Origin of the sequence: Leptolyngbya boryana PCC 6306, assembly GCF_000353285.1 — a bacterium.
GTDB classification, from domain to species: domain Bacteria; phylum Cyanobacteriota; class Cyanobacteriia; order Leptolyngbyales; family Leptolyngbyaceae; genus Leptolyngbya; species Leptolyngbya boryana.
This window is the reverse complement of record NZ_KB731324.1, coordinates 6,153,304-6,179,723: the sequence shown is the minus strand read 5'-3', so window position 1 is coordinate 6,179,723 and position 26,420 is coordinate 6,153,304. Positions and strand designations below refer to the sequence as shown.

At 46.9% G+C, this 26,420-nt stretch carries 18 protein-coding genes; 9 read left to right on the top strand and 9 right to left on the bottom strand.

Going from position 1 to position 26,420, the window contains the following annotated elements:
* Window positions 1-39: 39 nt before the first annotated feature.
* Window positions 40-9,591 carry a Calx-beta domain-containing protein gene (locus tag LEPBO_RS0130655; protein WP_017291430.1) on the top strand — a complete coding sequence of 3,184 codons (9,552 nt, stop codon included), beginning with the start codon at window positions 40-42 and terminating at the stop codon, window positions 9,589-9,591.
* 512 nt (window positions 9,592-10,103) lie between these two features.
* Here the strand turns inward: LEPBO_RS0130655 and psbA are convergent.
* The 4 genes from psbA to LEPBO_RS0130630 form a co-directional block, all read right to left on the bottom strand.
* Complete coding sequence (gene psbA / locus LEPBO_RS0130645) at window positions 10,104-11,186, bottom strand: photosystem II q(b) protein (protein ID WP_017288020.1); 1,083 nt, start codon at window positions 11,184-11,186, stop codon at window positions 10,104-10,106.
* 199 nt (window positions 11,187-11,385) lie between these two features.
* Window positions 11,386-11,688 carry a helix-turn-helix domain-containing protein gene (locus LEPBO_RS38790; RefSeq protein ID WP_017291428.1) on the bottom strand — a complete coding sequence of 101 codons (303 nt, stop codon included), beginning with the start codon at window positions 11,686-11,688 and terminating at the stop codon, window positions 11,386-11,388.
* 279 nt (window positions 11,689-11,967) lie between these two features.
* Entirely contained in the window at window positions 11,968-12,489 is a 522-nt protein-coding gene (locus LEPBO_RS0130635) for a DOMON-like domain-containing protein (RefSeq protein WP_017291427.1), read from the bottom strand.
* Complete coding sequence (locus tag LEPBO_RS0130630) at window positions 12,486-13,580, bottom strand: phosphotransferase enzyme family protein (RefSeq protein ID WP_017291426.1); 1,095 nt, start codon at window positions 13,578-13,580, stop codon at window positions 12,486-12,488. Before LEPBO_RS0130630 ends, LEPBO_RS0130635 begins: the two co-directional genes overlap by 4 nt.
* A 37-nt stretch (window positions 13,581-13,617) precedes the next feature.
* Between LEPBO_RS0130630 and glsA the strand changes: the two genes are divergently transcribed.
* Window positions 13,618-14,580, top strand: coding sequence for a glutaminase A (glsA, locus tag LEPBO_RS0130625; RefSeq protein ID WP_017291425.1), 963 nt, complete (start codon window positions 13,618-13,620; stop codon window positions 14,578-14,580).
* A 14-nt stretch (window positions 14,581-14,594) separates the two neighbouring features.
* Here glsA and LEPBO_RS0130620 read toward each other — a convergent pair whose 3' ends face one another.
* Window positions 14,595-16,256: a glycoside hydrolase family 3 N-terminal domain-containing protein gene (locus tag LEPBO_RS0130620; protein ID WP_017291424.1), complete on the bottom strand. Its 1,662-nt coding sequence runs from the start codon at window positions 16,254-16,256 to the stop codon at window positions 14,595-14,597.
* 128 nt (window positions 16,257-16,384) lie between these two features.
* The gene (locus LEPBO_RS0130615; RefSeq protein ID WP_317135203.1) at window positions 16,385-17,236 is read right to left on the bottom strand and encodes a histone deacetylase family protein; all 852 of its coding nucleotides are present in this window, start codon (window positions 17,234-17,236) and stop codon (window positions 16,385-16,387) included.
* A gap of 205 nt (window positions 17,237-17,441) precedes the next feature.
* Between LEPBO_RS0130615 and LEPBO_RS0130610 the strand changes: the two genes are divergently transcribed.
* Window positions 17,442-17,768, top strand: a complete 327-nt coding sequence (locus tag LEPBO_RS0130610; RefSeq protein WP_017291422.1) for a hypothetical protein — start codon at window positions 17,442-17,444, stop codon at window positions 17,766-17,768.
* 38 nt (window positions 17,769-17,806) lie between these two features.
* On the opposite strand, the gene LEPBO_RS0130605 is transcribed toward LEPBO_RS0130610, so the two are convergent.
* Together LEPBO_RS0130605 and clpS are read right to left on the bottom strand one after the other, a co-directional pair.
* Window positions 17,807-18,094 carry a DUF2103 domain-containing protein gene (locus LEPBO_RS0130605; protein WP_017291421.1) on the bottom strand — a complete coding sequence of 96 codons (288 nt, stop codon included), beginning with the start codon at window positions 18,092-18,094 and terminating at the stop codon, window positions 17,807-17,809.
* Window positions 18,091-18,411: an ATP-dependent Clp protease adapter ClpS gene (gene clpS, locus LEPBO_RS0130600; RefSeq protein ID WP_144056301.1), complete on the bottom strand. Its 321-nt coding sequence runs from the start codon at window positions 18,409-18,411 to the stop codon at window positions 18,091-18,093. Before clpS ends, LEPBO_RS0130605 begins: the two co-directional genes overlap by 4 nt.
* 146 nt (window positions 18,412-18,557) lie before the next feature.
* On the opposite strand from clpS, the gene LEPBO_RS0130595 reads away from it, so the two are divergent.
* Together LEPBO_RS0130595 and LEPBO_RS0130590 are read left to right on the top strand one after the other, a co-directional pair.
* On the top strand, window positions 18,558-19,262 hold the full coding sequence (locus LEPBO_RS0130595; protein WP_017291419.1) for a DUF4230 domain-containing protein: 705 nt from the start codon (window positions 18,558-18,560) through the stop codon (window positions 19,260-19,262).
* 390 nt (window positions 19,263-19,652) lie between these two features.
* A complete protein-coding gene (locus LEPBO_RS0130590; RefSeq protein ID WP_017291418.1) occupies window positions 19,653-19,832 on the top strand; it encodes a hypothetical protein in 180 nt (59 codons plus the stop codon).
* Window positions 19,833-19,914: 82 nt separating this feature from the next.
* Here LEPBO_RS0130590 and rlmN read toward each other — a convergent pair whose 3' ends face one another.
* Window positions 19,915-20,931, bottom strand: a complete 1,017-nt coding sequence (gene rlmN, locus LEPBO_RS0130585) for a 23S rRNA (adenine(2503)-C(2))-methyltransferase RlmN (protein WP_017291417.1) — start codon at window positions 20,929-20,931, stop codon at window positions 19,915-19,917.
* Between the two features lie 617 nt (window positions 20,932-21,548).
* On the opposite strand from rlmN, the gene LEPBO_RS0130580 reads away from it, so the two are divergent.
* The 4 genes from LEPBO_RS0130580 to LEPBO_RS0130565 all read left to right on the top strand — a co-directional run bounded on the left by LEPBO_RS0130580 (window position 21,549) and on the right by LEPBO_RS0130565 (window position 26,251).
* Window positions 21,549-23,105, top strand: a complete 1,557-nt coding sequence (locus LEPBO_RS0130580) for a sensor histidine kinase (RefSeq protein WP_017291416.1) — start codon at window positions 21,549-21,551, stop codon at window positions 23,103-23,105.
* Between the two features lie 157 nt (window positions 23,106-23,262).
* Complete coding sequence (locus LEPBO_RS0130575) at window positions 23,263-24,285, top strand: formamidase (protein ID WP_017291415.1); 1,023 nt, start codon at window positions 23,263-23,265, stop codon at window positions 24,283-24,285.
* A gap of 3 nt (window positions 24,286-24,288) precedes the next feature.
* Complete coding sequence (gene biuH / locus LEPBO_RS0130570; protein ID WP_017291414.1) at window positions 24,289-24,969, top strand: biuret amidohydrolase; 681 nt, start codon at window positions 24,289-24,291, stop codon at window positions 24,967-24,969.
* Window positions 24,970-25,069: 100 nt separating this feature from the next.
* Window positions 25,070-26,251: a BMP family ABC transporter substrate-binding protein gene (locus tag LEPBO_RS0130565; protein WP_017291413.1), complete on the top strand. Its 1,182-nt coding sequence runs from the start codon at window positions 25,070-25,072 to the stop codon at window positions 26,249-26,251.
* The last annotated feature ends 169 nt before the right edge of the window (window positions 26,252-26,420 follow it).

Genomic DNA, 26,420 nt, shown 5'->3' with positions numbered 1-26,420 from the left:
TTGAGCAAACTAGAACCCTCGTCCTACCTGGAGAAGAATATGGACTTCGCGAGATTACCCCAATGGAATCGTCAATCTCCACTTGAAACCAGCACAATTCCATCGATCGCAGTTTCGCAAAATGATTTCAGTCCAACTTGGTCATCGCTTCAGGGCAAATCGTCCTTGATTGTGATCGATTCGAGCGTTCCAAACTACCAGGAATTAGTTGCAGGGATTCAAGGCGATGCTCATATTTTAATTCTCGATCCCGTCAAAGATGCGATCGCCCAAATTACTTCAGCACTCTTAGAAGAGAGCGGGATTTCGAGCTTGCACCTTATCTCGCACGGAGCGAGTGGTGCGCTCAAACTAGGTGAAACTTGGCTCGATCGAGCAACACTCGATCGCTATCAGTCAGAATTTAAGCTGTGGAGCCAGTCCCTCACCGCAGATGCAGACATTTTGATCTACGGTTGTGATGTCGCTCAAGGAGAGATTGGACAAAGCTTTATTCAGCACTTCAGCCTGTTAACTGGTGCAGATATTGCTGCGTCGAATAATCTAACTGGCAATGTTAACCTGAATGGGGATTGGGCGCTGGAAGTGCAAACCGGAGCGATCGAATCCGCGATCGCATTCAATGCTGATATTCAGGCTAACTACCAATCAATTCTGCCTGTCGATCTGATTTCAGTGAGCAATCCTACACTCGTAAAAGGCAGCGTGGGACTCGATAACATTGGACAAAACGCAGTCAGTGGAGATGGACGCTATGTTGTCTTTGCGAGCAGCGCTTCGAGCTTGGGAGCCAATGATAGTAACGGAGCATCGGATGTATTTCTATACGATCGACAAACCGATTCCGTCACCCTGATTAGCCAGAATTTTAGCAAAAGTGGCAGTGCAACGGGCGCATCCCTCAATCCCGTCATTAGCTTCGATGGCAACTTTGTTGCATTCATTAGCAATGCCAACAATCTTGTTGGATCAATGGCAAGCAATACAGATTCCATTAACAATATTTTTGTGTGGGAGCGGACTACAGGCAACATTTCACTAGTCAGCCGAGATGACACAGGCAAGAGTGGAATCCGTGCCTCATCTGCTCCTAGTATCAGCGATGATGGCAGCCGAATTGCATTTCAAACTCAATCTCAACTTTTACCCACCGATAGTTCGGCTCGCCCAGACGTGTATGTTTGGACACGATCGACAGGTGCTTTAACTCATGTCAGTCGAAATCGGATCGGCACAATCAGCCGAACCGTTGGAGCCGATGCGCCTGTGATCAGTGGCGATGGAAAATATGTAGCATTTGCCAGCCTCTATTCCAATCTGGCAGCATCTGATACAAATGGCGTACAAGATATCTTCCTGTGGCAGCAAGAAACCGATACGGTTATTAACTTAACGACTTCTGGTAATGCAGCATCATCTAGCCCGGTTATCAGTCGCGATGGAAGCCGGGTAGCATTTGTCAGTGATGCGACCAATTTCGCAACCGATACGAACGGAGTGCGAGATGTCTTTGTCTGGACGCGATCGCCCGAAGACCCGTTAGCCGGAACCATTCAGCTTGCCAGTGTGAATGCGACAAATACAAACAGCGGGAATACAATACCTGGCGCGATCGGGTTAAATCTAGGCTCGCAAAATCCGGTACTCAGTCGAGACGGGCAAACCCTCGCTTTTACAAGTGCTTCAACCGATCTCGTCGCAGGCGATACGAACAATAAAGTAGATGTATTTGCTCGGAACTTAACAACGAATCAGACTATTTTAGTCAGTCAGAACACCACAGGAACTCCATCAGATGGGGACTCTGGCAACATTACGCTGAGCGCAGATGGCAAGCGGATCGCCTTTACAAGCCTGGGTACCAATTTAGCCAATGGCGACACGAATGGAGTGCAAGATATTTTTGTCCGAGATATTTCGACCGGACAACCCGATTCAGGTAAAACATTCTTAATCAGCCGCACGCCGACCGGAGGCGTTGGCAATAACAGTTCTGGAACCACTTCGACTGGGATTGAACCTTCGATCTCTGTCCCCATCATCACCAGTGATGGGACAAGTGTTGTGTTTGTCAGTCAGGCAAGCAATCTCAATCCAGAAGATGTCAACTCTAACTTTGATGGATACATCATTCCGGTAGCAACTGGAGCAGCCACTCTCATCAGTCGCCGTAATGCTGACCCCAATACAAGCTCACGGACAGGCAGTGGAGACTCGACGCTGGCAGAAAATTCACTGAGCGAAACGGGGCGTTACATTGTCTTTACCAGTAATGCCTCTGAGCTTACAGATGGCGATACAAATGGAGTTGCCGATGTTTTCTTGCGCGATCGTCAAACTGGAACGACAACGCTGATCAGCAAGGGTGCAACGATCGCCAATGGCACTTCAGGAAACGCCAGCATTAGCGCGGATGGTCGCTATGTCGTCTTTACGAGTGAAGCGACAAATTTAGGTAGTGTCGATAATAATAATGCGATCGACATTTTCTGGGTCGATGTGCAAACGCAGCAATTGCGATTAGTCAGCCGAGCAATAGATGGAGCGAACAGTGCGAATGCAGCTTCACTCAATCCAGCACTGAGTGCAAATGGTCGCTATGTTGCCTTTACGAGTAGCGCAACCAATCTTGTTGCTGGCGACACGAATGGACTGCAAGATGTATTTGTTTGGGATAGTCAGGATAATTCGATTCTGAATATCACTCAAGGTGCAACAGGTGGCATCTCAGAGCAGCCTGTTATTAGCCCCGATGGACGATATGTTGCTTTTGTCAGTGCTGCATCGAATCTTGCGGTTGGTGATACGAATGGACTCAGAGATGTCTTCGTCTGGGATCGCACAAACAGCAGTATTACACTCGTGAGCCGAGCAACGGGAGCAAGTGGTGCAATTTCAGATGGCGATTCGTACCAAGTCAGTATGAGCCAGGATGGAAGAACGATCGCGTTTACAAGTACTGCCAAGAACCTTGCAGGCACACCCGATGGCGACAATGACGAAGATGTCTTTGTTCGCAACTTAGATACAAACACAACGGTACACGTCAGTGTGAATCAAGCAGGCGGATATAGCGTCAGCAGCGAATTCACGCCCCTAAGAGCATTCAGCCCGAGACTGAGTGGCGATGGTAAATTCGTCGCGTTTACTAGCACCTTTACTGATTTAGTTGCCACAGACACAAATGGAACCAGTGATGTCTTCTTACGAGATCTAACCACGAATGTCACGAAATTGATTAGCGTCAATCTGGCAGGTTCAGACAGTGGGAATAATGCAACGGGTGCAGATGGCGGCACTGGCAGCGGCACTGGCACAGGTTCTTTTGCGACTGGAATTAGCAACGACGGGCGCTATGTTGTCTTTAATAGCTTCTCAAGTAATCTTGTCGGTAACGATACAAATAGTGCACTGGATGCGTTTGTCCGAGATGTCACTCAGAATCTCACACTTCTAGCGAGCCAAATTCCTGCTGAGACAAATAGTGGTCAAGGCGCTTCTTTCAATCCTGTCATTAGTAACAATGGCGGTTATGTTGCTTTCACTAGTCTTGCTACAGATTTAACGCCACGAGATTTGAACGGAAAATATGATGTCTTTGGCTTGAATCTATCCACGACCGTGAGTTTGTCACTGAGCAAAAACACGATCGCAGAAGCCACACCGACGAATTCAGTTCAATACACGATTCGGCGCAATCAAACCGCAGGTTCGTTAACGGTGAAGTTAGCGATCGACAACACAAGCACCGTCTCTGCCAGCGATTACACTTTCACTGCTGGCTCAGGAATTACGCTGACTCAAAACGGTTCAGAACTTACGATCGAGTTTGCAAACGGAGTGAATGAAGGCATTCTCACTTTAAGCGCGATCGATGACACTGCACTTGAAGACGAAGAAGTATTGAATCTCAGTGTTGTAGCAAGCCCAGATTATGCGATCGCAGATAGTTTTGGAACTACTTCGCTGAAGTTTATCGATAACGAGATCCCAATCTTTGTCTCCATTACCAATACCACTCAGGACATCAAAGAAGGGAATTCGGGCGAAAAAGCGTTTACCTTCCAAGTCAAACTGGCAACTCCTGCGACAACAGACCCTGTGACGGTTCGATATACAGTTCAGCCTGGAACGGCTGATGCTAATGACTTCACTGCGACAACAGGCATTCTCACCTTCAATGTTGGGGAGTCAGACACTCAAACTATTACCGTTCAAGTCAAAGGCGATACACAGTTTGAGCCAGATGAAACCTTCACAGTTGAACTGAGCGATGCGAGTGCAAATGCGAGATTACAAACTGGCTCTGCAACTGCAACGATCGAGAATGACGACATTGCACCTACGATCTCGATCGTAGGTCTCGATTCAATCACGGAAGGACAATCCAGCACACAGACTTATGCGCTAACCGTTCAGCTCAATCAAACTAGCAGCACCCCGATCACAGTAGATTATGCAGCCGTTGATTTAGGTGCAGCGAATGGCAAAGATTATGTGCTCGCACCGGGTCAATTAACGTTTGCAGCAGGCGAACAAACTAAAACGATTAATGTCACTGTCAATGGCGATAGTATTTTTGAAGCCGATGAACAGTTCAAAATTCAGCTTTCCAATGCTGTCGGTGCAATTTTACCTGAAGCTCAAGCCGCAAAAACAGTCACGATCACCAATGATGACACTGCACCCACTCTCAGCATTGAGACAGTTACTGAACAATCCGAGGGCACAACGCCTTATAACTTTGTCGTGAAACTCACAGGCGAGACAGAAGTGCCTGTGACTGTGAAATACGCAACAGTTCCTGGAACAGCGACAGTTGAAGACTTCACAAACGTATCTGATAGCTTAACTTTCGCAGCAGGAGAAACTCAGAAAACAATTGCGATCGCAATCACCGATGATACTCAACGCGAACGCAATGAATCGTTCTCAGTGCAACTTTCTGAGCCAACCAATGCAACTATTACCACTGCATCCGCAACTGGAACCATCACCGATAACGATCCCATTCCAACGGTATCGATCACCAACGTTACCAAGGCAGAAGGCAATAGTGGAAATACGCCATTCGAGTTTGAAGTCAGCTTATCCAATGCGAGCGATCAAGAAATTGTTCTGAACTACACCACCGAAGACGGAACGGCACTCGTCTCAGACAACGACTATCAAACAGCAAGCGGAACAATTCGATTTGCACCCGGAACAACCAAGCAAACGATTACTGTCAATGCGACAGGAGATAGCCGACGGGAACAAGATGAAACGTTCTCCGTAAAGCTGAACACGACAACTCCAAGCTTAGTAACGATTCCAACAGATGCGATCGGTCTTGGAACCATTCAAAACGATGATTTAACCTTCCCATCGATTAGCGTCTCACCTGCAACTGTGAATGAAGGTGGAGTTCTTTCCTTTGAAGTGTCGCTTTCAGATACCAGTAGTGATGAAATCCGCATTGATGTTGCGACTAGTGACGGAACCGCATTACTCAGCGATTTTGATTACACTCGTCTGACTCAGACCCTAATTTTTGCTCCAAATGAGCGTACAAAAACCGTCACAGTTCAAACAACAAACGACAACAAGCTGGAAGACGACGAAACGATCACGCTCACCTTATCGAATCCAGTCAATACGACGATCGCAGGAACTGGAAGCGCGATCGGAACCATCAAAAACGACGACCAGCGACCCACGATCGGGATTGCAAGCACACCTTTAAGCGAAGATGACCCAACGGCTGCCGCTTATCCTTTCACAATCCGTCTCTCGAATCCGACCACCCAAACCGTCACGGTGAAATACCGAACGATCGATGACACTGCAACCGTTGCCGACAATGATTATGTGGCAACAAATGGAACCATCACCTTTAATCCTGGTGAAACCGAGAAGACCATTACAGTTCAAGCTATTGCCGATCGTAAATTCGAGCCAACCGAACGGTTTATTGTCCGTTTAGAAGATGCAGTTAATGCAGATCTCTCTCCCACCGCAACGGACGGACTGGGTGTATTGAACAACGACGACGCAGCACCGCAGTTATCGATTTCCTCTCGCACTGGAGCACAAGCCGAAGGCGATTCTGGCACAACTCCGTTTGTCTTCGTGGTCACGCTGAACAATCCGAGTAGCGAAGAAATCCGCGTCAACTACACAACTGCTAACGGCACTGCGACTTCTCCCGCAGATTTTGCCGCTACAAATGGAACCTTAATTTTTGCACCTGGACAAACCGAGCAAACGATCACGGTTAATGTTGCAACGGATTCTGGAATCGACGGAATTGAACCAGATGAAACCTTCTTTGTTCGCTTAAGCGACCCAATTGGAGCAACGCTCTCTAGCAACAGCGAAGCACAAGGAACCATTCTCAATGATGACAATGCTCCAACTCCGACGATCCGAATTGATGATGTCATTGCTAGCGAAGGCAACGGCAACACAACCTACACCTTCAAAGTTAAGCTGCTACAACCTACAACCAATACGGTCACCGTCCAATATCGCACCCTAGACGGCACAGCAACCGTCGCAGATGGAGATTATACAGGACTCACAACCCCTGGAACACTGACTTTTGCACCTCGCGAAACCGAAAAAGAAATCTCGATCGTGGTTCGAGGAGATACAAAATTTGAGCCGAATGAAGACTTCTTTGTAGAACTCTTCAATCCCACCAATGCAACCCTATCGTCGCTATCAACAGCAAAAGGCGTAATCAATAACGATGATGCTCGCCCGACGATTAGCATTGGCAATGTCGTTGTCTCAGAAGGCAATGTAGACGGAGCATTCACCGATGCAATCTTCACCGTTTCGCTCTCAAATCCAAGCAGTGAAGCAATTACCGTCGATTTCACAACGGTTGATGGCACAGCACTGGTCAGCGATAACGACTATCAAGCTGTATCAGGTAAGCTCACTTTTACTCCAGGTGTCACCAGCCAGCAAATCACCGTCAAAGTCCGAGGCGATCGCAAATTTGAACTCGATGAAGCTTTCTCAATTCGTCTTTCTGCTCCAACAAACGCCGATCTATTCACGGCTCCAAATCAAGGCATCGGAACAATTCTCAGCGATGATTTCCGCCCAACCATTACGATCGACGATGCCACCCCAGTTCTAGAAGGCAACTCTGGCACAACCCCGATTCAATTCAAAGTCCGTCTCTCGAATCCCAGTAGCGAGACTGTAACCGTGAAGTACGTCACGAAGAACGGCACAGCAGATGGGAATGATTTTGCAACGGTATCGACTCCCACAACTGTCACCTTTGCGCCTGGACAAACTGAGCAGACTATCACCGTTCAAGCGATCGGAGATACCCAGTTTGAACTCGATGAAACCTTTACCATTGAATTGAGCGAACCTAGCAATGCTCAAATTGCAGATGGCAGTGCAACGGGAACAATCATCAACGATGAAGCATTGCCACGGCTATCGATCGCAGCAGTTCCACCTAGTCTTGCAGAAGGCAATAGCGGTATCACTCCCTTTACGTTTGAGGTGAGTCTCAGTGAAGCCAGCCCAGTTCCCATTACAGTCCGTTACAGCACTGTAGATGGAACCGCCACGATTACAGGCAACGATTATGTTGCTGCATCAGGAACACTAACATTTGCAGCCAATGAGACGAAAAAGACAATCACTGTGAACACTTTGGGTGATACACAGTTTGAAGGTAATGAAACTTTCCAAGTCGCACTCAGCAATGCATCTGGTGCAACCATTCAGACAGGTTCAGCCACCGCGACGATCACCGAAGATGACACTCCTCCGGGCGGTGACACAACGGATTCGCCGTATGACATTCTCTGGCGCAATCAGCGCACTGGAGAAAACATGCTCTGGCTTCCATCTGGCAGTTTATTAGAGCGCGAGATTCCCTTCTTCACCGTACCAGACCCGCGTTGGCAAATCGCTGGCTCGGCTGACTTCGATGGCGATGGCGACACGGATCTCCTCTGGCGCAACCCTAGCACTGGAGAAACTGCAATTTGGCAAATGGCTCCTGATCTCTCATTCAGAGGAAGTCTGCTGCCGACCACCGATAGTAGTTGGGAAGTCAAGGGAATTGCAGACTTTAACCGCGATCGCAAACCAGACATCCTCTTCCGCAATGTCAGCACAGGTGAGAATGCGCTCTGGTTCATGCGTGATACAGCGTTGAGTTCATCATCTTTCATTACCAGAGTTGCAGACACAAGCTGGCAGATTGATGTTGTTGCCGACTTTGACAACGATGGCAACGCAGACATTTTCTGGTCAAATACGCGCACCGGAGAAACAGCCCTATGGTTCATGAACGGAACCAATATCAAATCGAGCCAGTTCTTGCAGAAAGTTCCAGATATTGCTTGGCGACCGATCACGTCGGGCGACTTTAATCGAGATGGATTTGTCGATTTGTTCTGGCGCAATCAGCGAACAGGTGAGAACGCAATCTGGTTCCTACGAAATGGCGAACTCCAAAGCAGTTCTTTTATTCAATCTGTTCCACCGACGAGTTGGCAGCTTGAGCAAGTTTACGATTTCAATGGAGATCAGAGTTTAGATCTGTTGTGGCGCAATACTGTGACACAAGAAATGGCAATTTGGTACATGGCGCGTGAGGTATTTGGAGCGTATGCGCTCTTGCCGAGCCTACCCGATCGCAATTGGGCAATCGAAGGGGTCGGTTTGATAGGCAACCAAAGAAAAGGTGAGATTGTTCTGCGGAACTATCAAACGGGTGAAAACCGCATCTGGCGAGTGAATCAAGATGTGTTTAATCGCACGACCATGTTAGAAACCTTAAGCCGCGATTGGGAGATTCAAGGAACGGGAGACTTCGATCGCAATGGCGATGCTGACATTGTTTGGCGGAATTTGCGAACCCGCGAATTGTCGATTTGGCTGACCCAGAATGGGCAAGTTCGTGAGAAAGTGACTGTTCCGTTAGGCTGGAACGTTCCGACCACTTGGAAGATTTTGGCAGTCGATGATTTTAGTGGTGATGGCACTCCCGATCTAGTGTGGCGAAACGACGAAACGGGTGAAACCGCATTCTGGACATTCAATGGGACTCAGTTTTCTTCGAGCAGTTCAATTCTGCCTGCGATGGATACTAACTGGCGGTTAGAAGGGGTTGCCGATATGAATAACGATCGCAGTCTTGATTTAATCTGGCGCAATCCGACGACAGGTGAAATTGCATATTGGTTGTTCGATCGCACTCGATTAACTCGTGGCGTAATCAATCCTGCAATCGATTTAAATTGGCAAATTAGAGGTTTTGCAGACTTTAATCGCGATGGTCAAACGGATATCGTTTGGCGCAATCTGGTGACGGGTGAAAATGGCATTTGGATTATGAATGGAATCCAGTTGAGTCAAAGCATCAAGTTGGAGAATGCGTTGCCAAATTGGGATATTGTCGGCATTGGAGAGTACAACCAAGATAATCAGCTTGATTTATTGTGGCGCGATCGCTTGACTGGCTCGAATGCAGTTTGGTATCTCAACAACGGCAATTTCGTACTCGGAGCTTACATTCCATCGCTTCCTGATCCTGCTTGGACTGTGGAGGGAATTGACGATTTCTAAGTTAGGAACTGCTCAGACTAGCACCAATTTAGGAAGAATTCTGGGCTGTTGCTCTCGCTTCTTAAACTATGGTGCAGAGCCTATAGCACTCCTGTTTGGTTTGTAAGATCTTGCAAGTTGGGGAATGGGGAAATTGCTCTCCATTCCCCTATTTCACAGCCGATTTAGGACTGCTGTAGTCGCGGCTAGAGAAATTGCTTGTATCTCCTCTCGGCTCTGCTCAACGCTCTAAGATCTAAGTTTTTTGTGAGTTGAGTGCAGCCGAAGCTCAAAGCCAATCAAGAATTCAGCACACTTTTCTTGAAGCACAAATTCTTGCCAGATTTGGGAACTCGGAAAAGCAAAGAATTGAGATGATGGCAGATCAAACGTCATATGTACCTGTCAGCGATCGCCCAATCATCAAACCTACAGAATAAAGGGTTTCTCAAATCAGCAAAGCGCTGGAAATAATTCATACAAAAAAGCCCCCCATTTCTGGAGGGCTTCATTTAGCTCAAGTCAGTTAAAGATTAACCGTTGATTGCAGGTGCGCTCATTGCAACAGGTGCAACTTCACCAGCAGCCAAGTCGAGCGGGAAGTTGTGAGCGTTACGCTCGTGCATCACTTCCATACCCAGGTTCGCACGGTTGATTACATCAGACCAGGTGCTCACTACACGACCTTGCGAGTCGATGATCGATTGGTTGAAGTTGAATCCGTTCAAGTTGAACGCCATCGTGGACACACCCAATGCGGTGAACCAGATGCCGACGACCGGCCATGCACCCAAGAAGAAGTGCAGTGCGCGAGAGTTGTTGAACGATGCGTATTGGAAGATCAACCGTCCGAAGTAGCCGTGCGCTGCAACGATGTTGTAGGTCTCTTCTTCTTGTCCAAACTTGTAACCGTAGTTTTGGCTCTCAACTTCAGTGGTCTCACGTACCAACGAAGAAGTGACCAACGAACCGTGCATTGCCGAGAACAAGCTACCACCGAATACACCAGCTACGCCCAACATGTGGAACGGGTGCATCAAGATGTTGTGCTCTGCTTGGAAGACCAACATGAAGTTGAAGGTTCCAGAGATTCCGAGGGGCATACCGTCGGAGAACGATCCTTGTCCAATCGGGTAGATCAAGAAGACTGCGGTTGCTGCTGCAACAGGTGCAGAGTATGCAACACAGATCCAAGGACGCATGCCGAGACGGTAGGAAAGTTCCCACTCACGTCCCATGTAGCAGAAGACGCCGATCAAGAAGTGGAATACGACGAGTTGGTAAGGACCACCGTTGTACAACCACTCATCTAAGGATGCTGCTTCCCAAATTGGGTAGAAGTGCAAGCCAATTGCGTTCGAGGAAGGAACAACTGCACCAGAGATGATGTTGTTGCCGTAGAGCAAGGAACCTGCAACAGGTTCACGGATGCCGTCGATGTCCACAGGAGGAGCAGCGATGAAGGCGATGATGTAGCAGATGGTTGCAGCCAGCAAGGTGGGGATCATCAATACGCCGAACCAGCCTACATACAGGCGGTTTTCGGTGGAGGTGACCCAGTTGCAGAACTGCGCCCACAGGTTTGCGCTTTCGCGTCTCTGTAAGGTCGTTGTCATGGTTTGATAATTACGTTTGAGAAGATGTATGAAGTGGTTGTGTTAACCACACTTTACATATTAAGGGGAAGATTGAGATTTGTAAAGAGTGTTAACAATTATTTCAGAATTTTCTTTCCGAAGGCGCGCCGATCGCATGAAAAAACCGCCTGTTTGGGGCTGGAAACCCTGATACAGGCGGAGAATTTGGGGAATGAAATCAGTTTGAAGCGCTCGCTGAAGTGTCGAAACGCTGGCGGTGCAGGTTTGCACGAGTCGATAAGCCCATCTGTTTTAATAGGCGATTAATATGTCGATCGCTAATCGCGACTCCGGTTTCTTGTAACAAATGTTTTCTGAGCCACTGGGCTGTCCAGCGATCGAACGGATAGCCGAACTGTTTTGGGCTATGACTGACTAATTCTTTTAAGCGATCTAAATATTGATCATTGATCGTCTTTGGACGACCGACAGGCTGATTAATCCAATCGTCTTGCTCAATTCGCTGCAAACTTTTTGTCATGGAACACACTCCCTAACAGGTTGTTCCGCCTTCATCGACGGAGAGTCAAACTCGATCAACGATCGATATGCGTTAGGTAGATTGCCCTGATGATGATGCTATTTAACAGTGAGTAGATATCAGATGTGAAGTGGTGAAACTACTATTATTTCGTCTGCACTTGTGTCCAAAAAAGCACTTTCTAAATAGGAGGTAATTCTATTCCTGAATATGACGATCTGAAGATCAAACCAGCTTCTAGAAATTCGATCGATATCAGGAAGAATCTTAGCTGATGGATTAAAGTTTTAGCACGAAGCTTTCTCGAAGATGGAAGTCTGCTTCAGTTCCACAGTGCTGAAGTGCCCAATATGTAATATTTTGAGGCGATGTTTCAATGACTGTAGTAATTGAAACATCAAGAGGTTGATCGGGCTGGACGATCGAATTAAGATCAAGTTCAATTGTGAGTGAAACTTGCTTGGCTTTCACATTTATCTCAAAGGGAAGTGATGTAAATTTGAGTTCTTCCTGCATTCCTGTTCGATAATTTTCAAAGCGATAGATATTCCAATCGCCGCTTGGAGAAAGGTTAAATTCCCAATATTGTGGGGAGTTCTGGACACCGAGAAAAAACTCAAAGCAGGTGGTCTGCCATAGATTATTCTGACGGGTTGGCGATTTTGCGGCAGGAATGAACACTTGAGAGCGTTCGTCGAATAGATCGTAAGTCAGGCGCAATCGATTGTTCGATCGAGAAATGCTCCCTGACAGTTTGAGATCCGAGTCTGCATCAAAAGGGTGGAGAGTAAAATGCTTCATCGTAAGTCCTCCACGATCGCACAAATGGCTGGTTCTTGAGATTCAATGCTCTCTGCTAACTTGAACTGCACCAAGGCACGCACTAAGTTATGGTCTGGATAGTTCACCTTGAAGTAACGATTGCCCATGAGATAGTCGGTGAAGAATCTTAGCCCTAATTCAAATGTGATTAAGCGAATAGCATCAAACAAATAGGCATAGTCCTGTTCTGTGAGAAACGTTTTTGCAATCCTGACATAGCCTCGTAAAATTCCCTCGCATAGATCAGGTTCAAATCTTACCGTCTCCCAGGCTTGGGTTTCTTCGCCGATCGCATTACAGCCTGAGCGCAGACAATCGCCAATATCGTAGTGAATCAAGCCAGGTTTTACAGTGTCGAGGTCAATCACACTCACGGCTTGGTTTGTTTGGGTGTCGAACATGATGTTATTGATCTTAGGATCGCCATGCATCAGTCGCAGTTTTAATTTTCCTGAGTGTTTCGCATTTTCTAAAACCTGTGCCCAAGCTTGGCGATCGCTGACAAATTTCAAACAATAGTTGACTTCTGGCGTGCGAGAAACGGTGGAATTTGATAATGCGCGATCGTACTGTTGCAAATAAAGCGGCGTGATGTGAAATCCTTCTAGCGTATCTAAGAGCTTTTCAGGAGGTAAATCACTGACTAAACAATGAAACAGTCCTAAAGCATAACCAATCTCTTCGGCTTGACTGAGATTCTGAATGGTGTCATACGATCGAGAATTTTCAATAAAACTAATGGCTCTCCAAAACGAGTCTTCTTCTAAATAATGGTCTTGCTTCTCGTTGGTGAAAATCACTTGTGGCGTTTCCCAACGTCGATCTAGATTCAGCGTGGGAAGTCGATCGCAAATGTGTTGAGTGCAGACACACATATTCTGCATCACCCATTCAGGCTGGCGAAAGACTTGCGTATTCATTCGCTGCAAGACAAATTGCGACGTTTCCAGTGCAACTAAAAAGGTATCGTTAATATTGCCGTTTCCCAATGCTCGAACTTCGCGAATCGATTGCGATGTGAATTTCTGTGCAATCTTGAGCAGATGTTCGGGGGAGTAATGATTTACCATTCTGAGAGCATTGAGAAGATTTCCTCGACATTCTACTATGACGATCGAACCTATAACCGCCCCAGACGTTCACCCGATTCAGGAGGTCTTGAATCAGGTTCATGAAAAGTATCGATCGCTCAATTTAGGAACTCCAGCGACCTATATTCCTGAACTGGCAAAAACAGACCCAAAGTTGTTTGGAATTTGCATTGTCACTGTGGATGGAGAGCAGTTTTCGGTAGGCGATGCTGAGCAATTGTTTACCATTCAATCAATCTCTAAGGTATTTGTGCATGGGCTAGCACTTGAAGATCATGGGAGGGAACAGGTGCTTTCTAAAGTTGGAGTCGAACCCACGGGGGATGCTTTTAATGCGATCGTGCTAGATGAACAGTCGAAGCGTCCTTACAATCCGATGGTAAATGCAGGCGCGATCGCGACGACGAGTTTGATTAAAGGTCAGGGTGCATCAGAGCGGCTCAATCGAATGTTGGCAATGTTTGAGCGCTATATCGGACATGAGAGCTACATTGATATGCCAACGTTTATGTCTGAGCGAACGACTGGATTTCGGAATCGAGCGATGGCTTATCTGATGCGGAACTTTGGCATGATTGACGATCGCATTGATGAGTCTTTGGATCTCTACTTTCAGCAATGCTCTTTGATGGTGAATTGCTGTGATTTAGCTACGATGGCAGCGACTCTAGCAAATCAGGGAAAAAATCCGCGCACTGGAGTTCAAGCTGTGCCGTCTCGCTATGTTCGGGATATGCTCAGCGTGATGTATATGTGTGGAATGTACAACTATTCCGGAGAGTGGGCATATCGAGTTGGATTGCCTGCCAAAAGTGGGGTAAGCGGTGGATTGATGGTGGTCGTTCCGGGGAGGTTAGGGCTTGGGATTTTTTCGCCCCCGTTAGATGAGCGGGGAAATAGTGTGCGGGGAGTTAAGGTGTGTGAGGATCTTTCTGAGCAGTTTGGATTACACTTGTTTGAGTGTGAAGAGAGATCGTAGAGTCTACAGAAAATCTATATGAATTGCCCAATTGCTACTTTGGAAGGAGATCCAAACAAAGCCTCTAATGAGATCGCTTGTGCAGATTGCATTTGCCCATAGCTAAACACATAGGGAACATCAGATGGTAACTGTGGAATAAAACGATCGAGGACATAAGGACTGCCATAAACTACGATCGCATAAAGTTGATCAGTATTGAGCAAGTAAGTAAACCAATCTTGTGCTGCTTGTGTTAGTCCAGCAATCCCTCGAAATGGATTGCCTCGGATGAATAGCTGCAAGACAGATGGACTTGCATCGCGAGTACTCAAATCAATGTACGGCGTATGTCGATCGATAATCTGAGTCTGAGTGAATCCGAACTGAGACGGAACTGCGATCGCGGGAGCTGTTCGACCTAAGAACTCACAATCGAGAATGCTATCTACGACTACAATGTTTTGCCCCACACCCGACAAAGTTACTAATCGCGATGGATTCGGCTGATAGACTCGCATCGAATCTCGAAGTAACTGAGCATTAGTTGCTAGCATCTCAGGCTGAGCAATCTTTTGAGTCAGATCATTCGTCTCTAAAGGCAATGAAGCAAGATTTTCCCAAGCATGACCTTCTTCAGACGGAATCTCTGGGATACAAGCTTTCTGCTTCGCTCGCCAGATCCTTTCAACAGATGCACGAATGCGATCGCGATCAATCCGTCCTGCTTCGACTGCTTCACAAACAGCATCGATCGCTTTTTCTGGCTCTAATGGCATCAGCATAATATCGGCTCCAGCTTCGACGGCTAAAACGCACGCTTCTGCTGTTCCATAGCGATTCGCGATCGCACCCATAACTAAAGCATCTGTGACAATCACACCTTCAAATCCTAAATTCTGCCGCAATTCATCTGTGAGAACTTTGGGCGAAAGTGTAGCAGGATAGTTCGGATCGAGTGCGGGAACCTGTAAGTGAGCACTCATCACAACATCGACACCCGCAGAGACTGCATTCCTAAACGGCGGAAATTCAATTGCTTCTAATCTTGCTCGATCGTGCGGAATCAGTGGCAATTCGAGATGCGAATCAACGGCTGTATCGCCATGTCCGGGAAAATGTTTTGCAGTCGTCAGAATCGGATGTTGATGTGCGCCTCGAATAAATGCTTTTGCTAATTCACTGACAATCTCAGGCGTTTCACCGAATGCCCGCACATTGATCACTGGATTATTCGGATTGTTATTGACATCGACTGTAGGAGATAGCAGCCAATTTAAGCCGATCGCTAAACTTTCCTCTGCAGTGATGCTTCCCATCTGTTCGGCATAGTGACAGGCGAGTGGAAGATCGCGTTTGGCAATTTCAGCGATCGACATGGGGGGCGGAAACCAAGTTGCACCTGAGAATCGCTGTCCGACTCCTTCTTCTACATCGGCACAAATCAGTAATGGCGTTGATGCCCAGTTTTGAAGCTGCTGAGTTCTCAGAGCAATTTCTCCAGCACTCGCACCCAATAAGATCACACCTCCTACACCCAAATCTTTGACCCAGTGTTCTAGCGTAGCCGCGGGGGGTTCCCAGATTGGATATTGGATTTGGTGATCAAATAGAAATCCGGATGCTCTGACAACTACCATCTGAGCAACTTGCTGAGGCAGGGTAAGTGTGTCGAGATTGGGAAGAAAAGAAGCCATGATTTCGCTCTTTCTGAAAATTCAGCTAGTCACTAAGCTTACAAGAGTTTGCTTCCGTTCTGTCTCAAATGGTTGAGCGCGATCGCAGGGCATTCCTTGATAATCATCCCTGAAGAGTTTGGACTGAATCAAAGCCGAGCGTGTCGATACACATCACTCGCAGCACGATGCACGATCGAATGTCGGTAAACCAAAGCATCCATATCCTCAGCATATCCACCTCCAATCACACAAGCGACCGGATAGCCTCGCCCTACACAAGTCGTTAAGACCTGCATTTCCCGGCGATACAATCCAGAATCCGTCAGGGCTAGCTTGCCTAATCGATCTCCGAAATGCGGATCAACACCTGCATCATAAAAAACTAAATCCGGCTTCACTTCAGAAAGTAAATCAGGAAGATACTGATCCAAAACTTGCAAATATTCGTCATCTTCCATTCCTTCTTTTAGAGGAACATCTAAATCACTCTGCTGCTTCGTTCCAGGAAAATTAATTTCACAATGCATCGAGAACGTAAATACACTCGGATCAGATTGAAAAATAAACGCCGTTCCATCTCCTTGATGCACATCGAGATCAACAATCAGAATTTTTTCAACTAACCCTAATTTCTGCAAAACGCGAGACGCGATCGCTAAATCATTAAAGATACAAAATCCCGATCCATAGCTCGGAAATGCGTGATGAGTTCCCCCCGCCGTATTGCAAGCAAGACCACATTTCAAAGCAAGCTGCGCTGTCAAAATTGTTCCACCGACTGCCGTACAAGTTCGATTCACCAATTCTGAACTCCAAGGCAAGCCAATTCGTCTTTGAGCCTTTGCATCCAGCGTTCCAGAACAATACGCATTCACATAATCGGCAGTATGAACAAGCTCGATCCAATCTTGAGCAGGACGATCGGGAACATGAAACTGATCGAGATCAGCCACTCGATCGCTTAACAATAGCTCGTAAAGTTTCTTAAATTTCTCCATGGGAAAGCGATGACCCAGTGGAAGAGGTGCAACGTAATTAGGGTGGTAAATTAGCGGCAAATCCATCAATCTTTTAATCTGATTACTGTCTGTAGTTTTGTGAATAAAGGCGCTTGAATATTGCTATTTGTAAGACTTTCTAGAGGATTACACCCCTCATCCTTTAGACTGATTCGAGACTTAAGAAACCCGCTGACATCGCACTATGGCTCATTCCACTTGGCACGAATATCTCAATCTCGCTTCATTCTTCGCAAGTGTTGCTGGACTTTATCTTTTGTTGAATCAGAAAAAGGCGCAGACTCAGCAAGAAGAGAACGAAGTTGCCGATCAAGTTTTGTTTTCGATGGCATTTGCCTACTGGATTGTACATTGCATTGCAGTGGGAGCACAGAAGTGGGTTTGTCCAGATTGGACGACCTGTATGTTAAGCCTCAAATGGACAGCCGTGATTTCTTACCTCCTCACTTTCTCCTGCGCATTAAGCTTGCCCCTGCACCGTATTGCTTCCACTCAGCAGCCTGTTGAGTAATTTAGAAGGCGAATCCGAGCCGATCGAAGTTCGCTGCCTCATTTCAAACGTTGAGCGATCGCGTTTTCAAGTTGCTCCTGTGCCAGTGTCGTCAGAATAAACACTTCTTGCACGGTTTTGCCTTGACGCGCGATCGCTTTAAATCCACCGCGAATCGGTACAGAAATCTTCAGCTTAAATTTGGGTGAATGAGCGCGCACAGAGCCAATGACTCCGGGCGTAATCGTCTGAATTCCCTCAACTTTAATCAGCTTCTCAAGCAGAGCAATCAGCCCTGGAATATGGGTGGAATGGTTGAGAACCAGTCTTCCCTGCTCATTTTTCATGCTTGCTCCAAGGGAGCCATCGTTAAGCCCTCCATGCCAAGCTGCATGTGATAAAGCTCCGCCTGCTCTAGCGGTCCCGTCCAAACGATCGCCTGTCCCTCAAAATGCACCTGATTCGTCAATTTCCAAGCCAGATCAGCCGTCATCTTCGGAATGTACTGCATCAGACACCGGGCAACATGCTCAAACGTATTGAAATCGTCATCAAGCACAATGACTTTGTAATTCGGGTAGGTTTGGCGGGTTGTCTGACTTGTTTTCTCAGGAGTGGTCACACTTCCAGCCATTGAAATAGCACTGATAGAAACGCGCTTCATGATGCTGGCAAAATCTACAAAATTTCCTAACAAATTCTAATTCACTCTTCGCCAAGTCGGGCAGTTCTCAGTATAGTAATCTTGTACGATAGCATGTAAACGAAGATCTCTGCTTAAATTACGGGTGCAGCACTGAAATTCAGACGATGCGAAGAAAAAACCGCCAAAAACGAGAAGGCAGCAGCGTGTTTAAAAACTTAAGTTTAATGTTGGCGGGGAGTGGATTGCTACTCGGGGTAGTTCTGCTGGTTGGGTTTGCACGATCAGGCAATCAGTTCTTTGATCACTTGCGATCGCTCATTGCCTCAAACTCACCGGAACCGAAGGTCGAAACGCGCTCGGTTGTGATTCAACAAGTTCGCCAAGCCAGCGAACTGACCACAGCGGTTTTTACAATGGAAGCGGTCGTTCCCACTCAGCAAGATGCCGCGATCGCAGGGGTCGTCATTGGGACAACCAAGCTTTTATATATTGCGCGCGGAGAAGTGCGAGCAGGAGTCGATCTCAGCACGCTGAAGCCTGACAATGTGCAGATTGTCGGGGATACAATCCGATTGCAACTGCCCGCACCAAAAATTTTAGACAAGAAAATCGATGTGACGCGTTCGAGTGTCTACGACTACAATCGCGGCCCGCTTGGGTTAGGCCCTGATGTTGCACCAAATTTACAGAAACTCGCTCAAGACGAAGCTTTAAAGAAAATCCAACTTGCTGCTTGTTCAGATGGCATTTTAGACAAGGCAAACGATCGAGCAAAACTAGTCGTTACGTCTTTAATTCGGGTGTCTGGTATCAAAGACGTAATTGTCGAACCGCAACCCGGAAACCCTCAACAGTGTCTTGCCTCTTAAGCATTTAAGTAATAGAAAGAACGCTGAAACTTGAGAGAAAAATCAAGCGTTCTATTACTAAAGTTGTAAACTCAGCTTCAAAAACTTCGTTTGCCGCCTTCAAATCACAATTTAATTTGAGATTAATTTATAAACAGCGTAAAGTCGTATGGAGAGGCGGGATCACCCTACGGATAGGTGATCCCCAAGTTGAAGAAATTTAAAATAAAAATGAATTCTGAACACACTCAGCATGTTTGCTGTCCATAATAGAATCAGATTCTTCTCAATGATTTGAGAAATTTAGTAACGGTAGATACAAAATTCCATCAGCGCAATATTTGTTCAGAACTACCTAATGTTCGCTCTTTAAATTGTTTGAATTTAGTGCCAAGATTGAGGATTTTTAAGATGCAAGTTGTTCAAACCGTTCATTGTCCCAATTGCGGTAGCCATGCAGAACGATATCGAATTGAACCAGGAGCCTTGACTCGGACGCAATGCCCGGAATGTGATTATCTAATGATCACCTGCTCAAAGTCTGGTCGTGTCATCGAAGCATATGCGCCTGGAATTTATGTTCGTCGATAATCTGTAGCCGTGTTTCGGCTGCGCTCAACTCAAGGATATCGGTTCTTCAAGTTGAGCGCAGCTTAAAACTCAAACTCCACGCTCAACTTCCAGCAAACGATGCGCGTAACTGCCCGCAAGCCGCATCCGCTTCCAATCCGCGCGTCCGCCGCACACTCACCGCGATTCTCCGATCTTTCAACGCCTTCACAAACCCATCAATCCGACGCTGATCTGGTCGTTGATAATCCGCTTCGCTAATCGGATTGTACGGAATCAGATTCACATGGCTCTGGAATCCCCGCAAATGCTCCGCAAGCTCGATCGCATGTTCAGCACAATCATTGACTCCAGCCAACAAAATATACTCAAACGTCACTCGCCGTCCTGTCAGACGCACATACTCGCGACATTCCTCTAAAAGTGCTTCTAACGGATATTGACGTGCACTCGGAATTAATCGCTCTCTCACCTGCTGATTCGACGCATGTAAACTTACCGCCAGCGTCGCCTGCAAGTGGTGATCCGCAAGTTTGCGGATTCTCCCAGGAATCCCGACCGTAGAAATAGTGATATAGCGCCGACCAATGCCAATATCTTCATTAATCGATCGCACTGCCTCTAGAACATTTTCCGCGTTCAGCAGGGGTTCGCCCATGCCCATAAACACGATATTGCTAACCCGTTGCTGAAAAACTTCTTGCACTGTTAACACTTGATCCACAATTTCATGGCGTTCCAGATTGCGCTTAAATCCGCCTTTACCCGTCGCACAAAAATCACAAGCCATCGGACAACCGACTTGCGAAGAGACGCAAACCGTTAACCGCTGCTCACTCGGAATTCCAACGGTTTCAACAATTTGACCGTCGCTTAATCGCAACAAGAATTTCACCGTGCCATCTAAAGCGGTCGCTTGGTGATGAATTTCCGATCGCCCAATTGACCAATCCGCCACTTGCGATCGCCATTGCTTCGGAAACACAGAAATTTCAGCTAAAGAGCGGATGCCCCGCTGATAGATCCACTGATGTAATTGTTGTCCCCGGTATGCGGGTTGCTCTTGCGTTTTGACCCATTCCGTTAACTCTGGTAAAGACGCTCCAATTAAGGCTTTCATAAAACACTCGATCGCGAGAAGAAGGAAAAATAATATGTTGCTGGCAAACAACTTCACTCAAACTTTACGGAAATTACAGAGAGCCGATGAATAGAGAGATTAGGTCTGTTTGTTCTGAGGCAACCCGCTCTCTCGTCTTAATTTGTGAAGTTAGAGAGTTCTATCTTAGACTGTTCAGCCAACCAACTGAGATAAAGCCGCATTAAATTACGTACTCTCATTTAGCCATTTGTAAAAATACTTACTTACTTTTAACAAAAAAGAAAATTAGTTGGGACAATGATCCGTAGAAACCCCGCTTTATGTTTTTTAATCCTGGTACAAACTTCTATGAGGATTTCAGAGATTGAACTTTTGTCCAACCTTCTATCGAATTCCACCGCTGGAAATGAAAGATCACTCATTTGGGTGAAACGCTTTTTCAGCGTTCATTTGATTAAATTGCTAAATATTTCCTTTTTGTTTAAATCTTTTTCTTTTCATCATGCGCGTTGTCAACTTAGCACGTCTCACCTCTACTTCATCCAATTTCTTCGCCTGCTAGGACGTCAACGATTCACTTCAAAAAGCTTCTATCCTCATCTGTCCATCCGCTTCGATCTGGTAACCTTGTGGAAATGTCGAATCATACACTTCCTGACAAACTCGTACGAATTGGCTCCGTGGAAATCAGCCTGAGTCAATCGGAAGAACTGTTCCGAGCTTATGTCGAAACTGCCAACGATATGGTTTACACCGTTGACTTGACAGGAACTCTGACCTACATGAATTCCTATGGTCAAAAACTGCTGGGATGTCCTAGAGACGAAATCTTAGGACGATCGTATTTAGATTTTGTCTCCCCGCTTTATCGCGAAAAAACAATGCAAGCGTTCGCGAATTTAATGCAGACCGGAGAGTTGAGAGATTTTGAGTTTGTGCTGACGACAGCAGTGGGCACAGAGATTTTTCTAGAAGTAAATGGAAAACTCCTCTGCCGCGATGGCGAACTCATCGGCGGTATAGGAATTGGGCGAGATGTGACGGAAAGAAAGCGGATTGAAAAACAGTTAAAAATCTTTTCTCGCGCAGTTGAATCCGCCTATGACAGTACCGTAATTACGGATTTGAACGGAGAAATTATCTACACAAATTCTGCGGCGAGCCGAATTTTTAACTGGCAAACCGACATGATGATCGGGGCACATGCTGCAATTTTTTACCCCGAGAAAAAGCAGACCGAAGAGTTAATTAAACAAGCAATCTCAGGCGGTTGGAGCGGTGAAGTCATTTGTAATCGTCGCAACGGCGAATCTTTTCCTGCTCTGGTTTCCGTCAGTCCGGTCTTGGATGAACGTAATCGCCCAACCGCAGTTTCAATGATTACCCGTGACATCACGGTGCAGAAACGAACAGAAGACGAACTTGCCACAAAGAACGATGAGTTAGAACGGGCAAGCCAGATGAAGTCGGACTTTTTGGCGAACATGTCACACGAGTTGCGCACTCCACTGACTTCGATTTTGGGCTTTTCGTCGATTTTGCAAAAACAAATCTTCGGCGGTCTGAATTCAAAACAACAGATCTACATTCATCAGATCTATCAAAGCGGTCAGCATTTGCTAGGCTTGATCAATGATGTCTTAGACTTGTCGAAAGTCGAGGCAGGACAGTTGCGCTTAGAACTCGCGCCGCTCGTCGTCGATGAAATTTGCGAGAAAACCTTGGGGTTTGTCAGCGAACAGGCTCGCATAAAAAATTTGACCGTGAACTATGAGATCCAGCCGGATCTAGAACCCTTGATGGCAGACGAATTGCGGCTGCGACAGATGCTACTGAACTTGCTCTCGAATGCGATTAAGTTCTCGAACGAAGATCATGAAATCGGACTGAGCGTGAAACTCAATGGCGAGTTTCTAGATTTCACTGTTTGGGATCAAGGGATTGGAATTGCAGAAGACAAACAGCATCTCTTGTTCAAACCCTTTCAGCAGGTCGATGGCTCATTGTCTCGTAAGCACGAAGGCACAGGTTTAGGGTTAGCGTTGACCAAAAAACTCGCTGAACTTCACGCTGGAACGGTGCTCATGCACTCGAAGGAAGGAGAAGGAAGTCAGTTTACGATTCGCTTACCGATGAATCTTCAGCATCCGGCAACGGTTGGAACGATTGCGATCGAACCCAATCGTCGCTGATTCAAATATCCGTTCGGCATTCTGCATCTTAGGGGTGGAGCGATCGCGCAAACTGTGCGAATCGATGGAACGGAGCAAAACGGTATTCCAAAGTACGAATCGCCCTCAACCAAATGTGATAAAGCTGACAATCAGTTGAGTCTTGAGGGCAAAGTGCATGAGTGGTTTAGGTGGATTGAATAAATCTCCAAAGGGTGTTGTATTGGGACTGGTGCAGCTACAGCTTCCAAATGTTGTCACGCCCGACGATCTTGCGGCTCAGACCGATCGCATTTGCCAAATGGTCAGCAAAGCCCGTCGTAATATGCCCAGTATGGATTTAGTCGTCTTTCCAGAGTATTCCCTACACGGACTCTCGATGGACACAAATCCAAAAATTATGTGCCGAATCGATGGTCCAGAAGTTCAAGCCTTCCAAGCCGCCTGCCGAGAAAATCGCATTTGGGGATGCTTCTCGATCATGGAGTACAACCCACACGGCAATCCCTACAATAGCGGCATCATTATCGACGACCAAGGCGAATTGAAACTCTACTACCGGAAACTGCATCCTTGGGTTCCGGTTGAGCCTTGGGAACCTGGAAATCTGGGAATTCCGGTCTGTGAAGGACCGAATGGCAGCACGCTTGCGTTAATTATCTGCCACGACGGCATGTTCCCAGAAATGGCGCGCGAATGTGCTTACAAGGGTGCGGAAATCATGATTCGTACCGCAGGATATACCGCTCCAATCCGCCACAGTTGGCAAATTACCAACCAGGCGAATGCGTTTTGTAATCTGATCTACACCGCATCTGTGTGTATGTGCGGCACAGATGGCACATTTGACTCGATGGGCGAAGGTATGTTTGTCAATTTCGACGGAATGCCCTTAGTGATGGGCAGCCATCGACCGGATGAAATTATCACAGCCGAATTGCGTCCCGATCTGGTGCGAGAAGCTCGGAGACACTGGAGCGTCGAAAACAATATTTACCAATTTGGGCATCGCGGCTATGTCGCGGTGAAAGGCGGAGCACAGGATTGCCCCTACACCTACATGAAAGACTTGGTGAATGAATCGTATCGCCTGCCTTGGGAAGATGAAGTGATTCACACCGATGGCACAAGCTGCGGATTTGACGCGCCAACGCGATCGTATCAAGGCGAAGAATTACCAACTTCAGTCACCAGAGGTTAAATCATGGGACGGTATGTAGAGGCTGAGCCTTATCAATATCCATTCAATGGCGATTTACGCCCTGAGAATACGGCTCTGATTGTGATTGATATGCAGACAGATTTCTGCGGTAAGGGCGGTTATGTGGACAAGATGGGCTATGACCTGTCTCTGACGCGCGCCCCGATCGAACCGATTCGGAACCTCCTCAAAGTGATGCGAGACCTGAATTACACAATTCTGCACACTCGCGAAGGACATCGCCCGGATCTCTCAGATTTGCCAGAAAATAAACGCTGGCGATCGCAGCAAATCGGAGCCGGAATTGGCGATCCGGGACCTTGTGGGCGAATTTTGGTTCGAGGAGAGTCAGGTTGGGAGATTATTCCTGAACTCGCTCCATTACCCGGAGAAGTGATCATTGATAAACCCGGAAAAGGATCATTTTATGCCACTGATCTCGATTTGGTTTTGCACCGTAAAGGCATACAAAACTTGATCCTGTCCGGCATTACCACTGATGTCTGTGTGCATACAACCATGAGAGATGCCAACGATCGAGGATATGAATGTTTGTTACTGTCCGATTGTACGGGTGCAACGGACTATGGCAACCATCTAGCCGCGCTGAACATGGTCAAAATGCAGGGCGGTGTGTTTGGGGCGGTTGCCGATTCGACAGCATTGATTTCTGCGATCGCGTGAGCCTCTGCTCAGGCATCGCAAGATACGTGTTGAACAATACAAAAGCGAGTAGAAAAATCGATTTCAATACGATGGCAATTAACTTCTGTGAGGAGGAACGATGAGCAGTCAGGATTCACCGCGATCGCGCATTTCCCGCCGCCAAGTCATACGCGGATTGTTAGCGACTGGGGCATTTGGTGCAACTTCAAAGCTCTGGGTTGGCTGTACCCCAGCGAACGATTCTTCAACATCCAGTAGCAGCCCCGCCGCAGGCAAAGAACTTGTAATGGGGTTTATCTACGTCGGTCCTAAAGACGATTTTGGCTATAATCAAGCCCACTTCCAGGGAAAAGAAGGTGTCCAAGGTGTGAAAGTCGTCGATCAAGCCAGCGTGCCTGAAACGACCGAAGTACAAGAAGCAATGCGGAACATGATCGAGCAGGACAAAGCAACCGTTCTGTTTCCCACCTCATTCGGCTATTTTGACCCGCATATTCTTAAACTCGCCACCGATTATCCAGAAGTACAATTTTTCCACTGTGGCGCAATGTATGATGCAGCCAAGCATCCCAAAAATGTCGGCAGCTATTTTGGTTACATTGATGAAGCGCAGTATGTTGCAGGCGTGGTTGCCGGGCATATGAGCAAAACCGGAAAGTTAGGTTTTGTGGCAGCAAAACCAATTCCACAAGTGCTTCGCAACATCAATAGTTTTACCCTGGGAGCGCGAAGCGTTAAGCCAACAATTACAACCCAGGTGATTTTTACCGGGGACTGGTCTTTGCCAGTAAAAGAAGCGGAAGCGACCAACAGTTTGATTGACCAAGGGGCAGATGTGATTACTTGCCATGTAGACAGTCCGAAAGTTGTGATAGAAACGGCAGAGAAACGCGGGGCGTTTACGTCTGGCTATCACGCCAATCAGGCAGCACTTGCGCCGAAAGGCTATCTGACGGGTGCAGAGTGGGATTGGACGAAGGTGTATTCCGATTACGTCAAGATGATTCAAGAAGGTAAAACCTTGATGAATGGAGGGATTCCGCATTTGCTGCGCGGCGGATATAAGGATGGATTTGTGAAGATTTCGGCATTTGGACCGGCGGTGTCTGAGACTGCGAAGAAGGACGCAGAAGCCGCGAGGGACAAAATGAAGGCGGGTTCGCTAGTCATTTACAAAGGCGGACTCAAAGATAATACGGGTAAAGAGGTTGTCCCTGCTGGAAAAGACTATGCGACAACTGCGATCGAGCTTGAATCGATGAACTGGCTCGTAGAAGGGGTCGTTGGTAAAACGGCTTAGCAGTCTCGCTCAAGCTAGAGATTTGTTAGATCTGCGACGTTTCTAGAAAAAATGAGATCCTGATACTAAATTGGTTTGATTTGGTTACAAATCAATTCGGTGTCAGGATTTCGAGTGCAATGGGTGAAGTCGTTTAGAGTGATAAAGACTTTCTTTTTGCAATCCAGAA

Coding starts and splice junctions, on each gene's coding strand:
- LEPBO_RS0130655 (WP_017291430.1), top strand. CDS start 40: ATGGACTTCGCGAGATTACCCCAATGGAATCGTCAATCTCCACTTGAA.
- psbA (WP_017288020.1), bottom strand. CDS start 11,186: ATGACAACGACCTTACAGAGACGCGAAAGCGCAAACCTGTGGGCGCAG.
- LEPBO_RS38790 (WP_017291428.1), bottom strand. CDS start 11,688: ATGACAAAAAGTTTGCAGCGAATTGAGCAAGACGATTGGATTAATCAG.
- LEPBO_RS0130635 (WP_017291427.1), bottom strand. CDS start 12,489: ATGAAGCATTTTACTCTCCACCCTTTTGATGCAGACTCGGATCTCAAA.
- LEPBO_RS0130630 (WP_017291426.1), bottom strand. CDS start 13,580: ATGGTAAATCATTACTCCCCCGAACATCTGCTCAAGATTGCACAGAAA.
- glsA (WP_017291425.1), top strand. CDS start 13,618: ATGACGATCGAACCTATAACCGCCCCAGACGTTCACCCGATTCAGGAG.
- LEPBO_RS0130620 (WP_017291424.1), bottom strand. CDS start 16,256: ATGGCTTCTTTTCTTCCCAATCTCGACACACTTACCCTGCCTCAGCAA.
- LEPBO_RS0130615 (WP_317135203.1), bottom strand. CDS start 17,236: ATGGAGAAATTTAAGAAACTTTACGAGCTATTGTTAAGCGATCGAGTG.
- LEPBO_RS0130610 (WP_017291422.1), top strand. CDS start 17,442: ATGGCTCATTCCACTTGGCACGAATATCTCAATCTCGCTTCATTCTTC.
- LEPBO_RS0130605 (WP_017291421.1), bottom strand. CDS start 18,094: ATGAAAAATGAGCAGGGAAGACTGGTTCTCAACCATTCCACCCATATT.
- clpS (WP_144056301.1), bottom strand. CDS start 18,411: ATGAAGCGCGTTTCTATCAGTGCTATTTCAATGGCTGGAAGTGTGACC.
- LEPBO_RS0130595 (WP_017291419.1), top strand. CDS start 18,558: ATGCGAAGAAAAAACCGCCAAAAACGAGAAGGCAGCAGCGTGTTTAAA.
- LEPBO_RS0130590 (WP_017291418.1), top strand. CDS start 19,653: ATGCAAGTTGTTCAAACCGTTCATTGTCCCAATTGCGGTAGCCATGCA.
- rlmN (WP_017291417.1), bottom strand. CDS start 20,931: ATGAAAGCCTTAATTGGAGCGTCTTTACCAGAGTTAACGGAATGGGTC.
- LEPBO_RS0130580 (WP_017291416.1), top strand. CDS start 21,549: ATGTCGAATCATACACTTCCTGACAAACTCGTACGAATTGGCTCCGTG.
- LEPBO_RS0130575 (WP_017291415.1), top strand. CDS start 23,263: ATGAGTGGTTTAGGTGGATTGAATAAATCTCCAAAGGGTGTTGTATTG.
- biuH (WP_017291414.1), top strand. CDS start 24,289: ATGGGACGGTATGTAGAGGCTGAGCCTTATCAATATCCATTCAATGGC.
- LEPBO_RS0130565 (WP_017291413.1), top strand. CDS start 25,070: ATGAGCAGTCAGGATTCACCGCGATCGCGCATTTCCCGCCGCCAAGTC.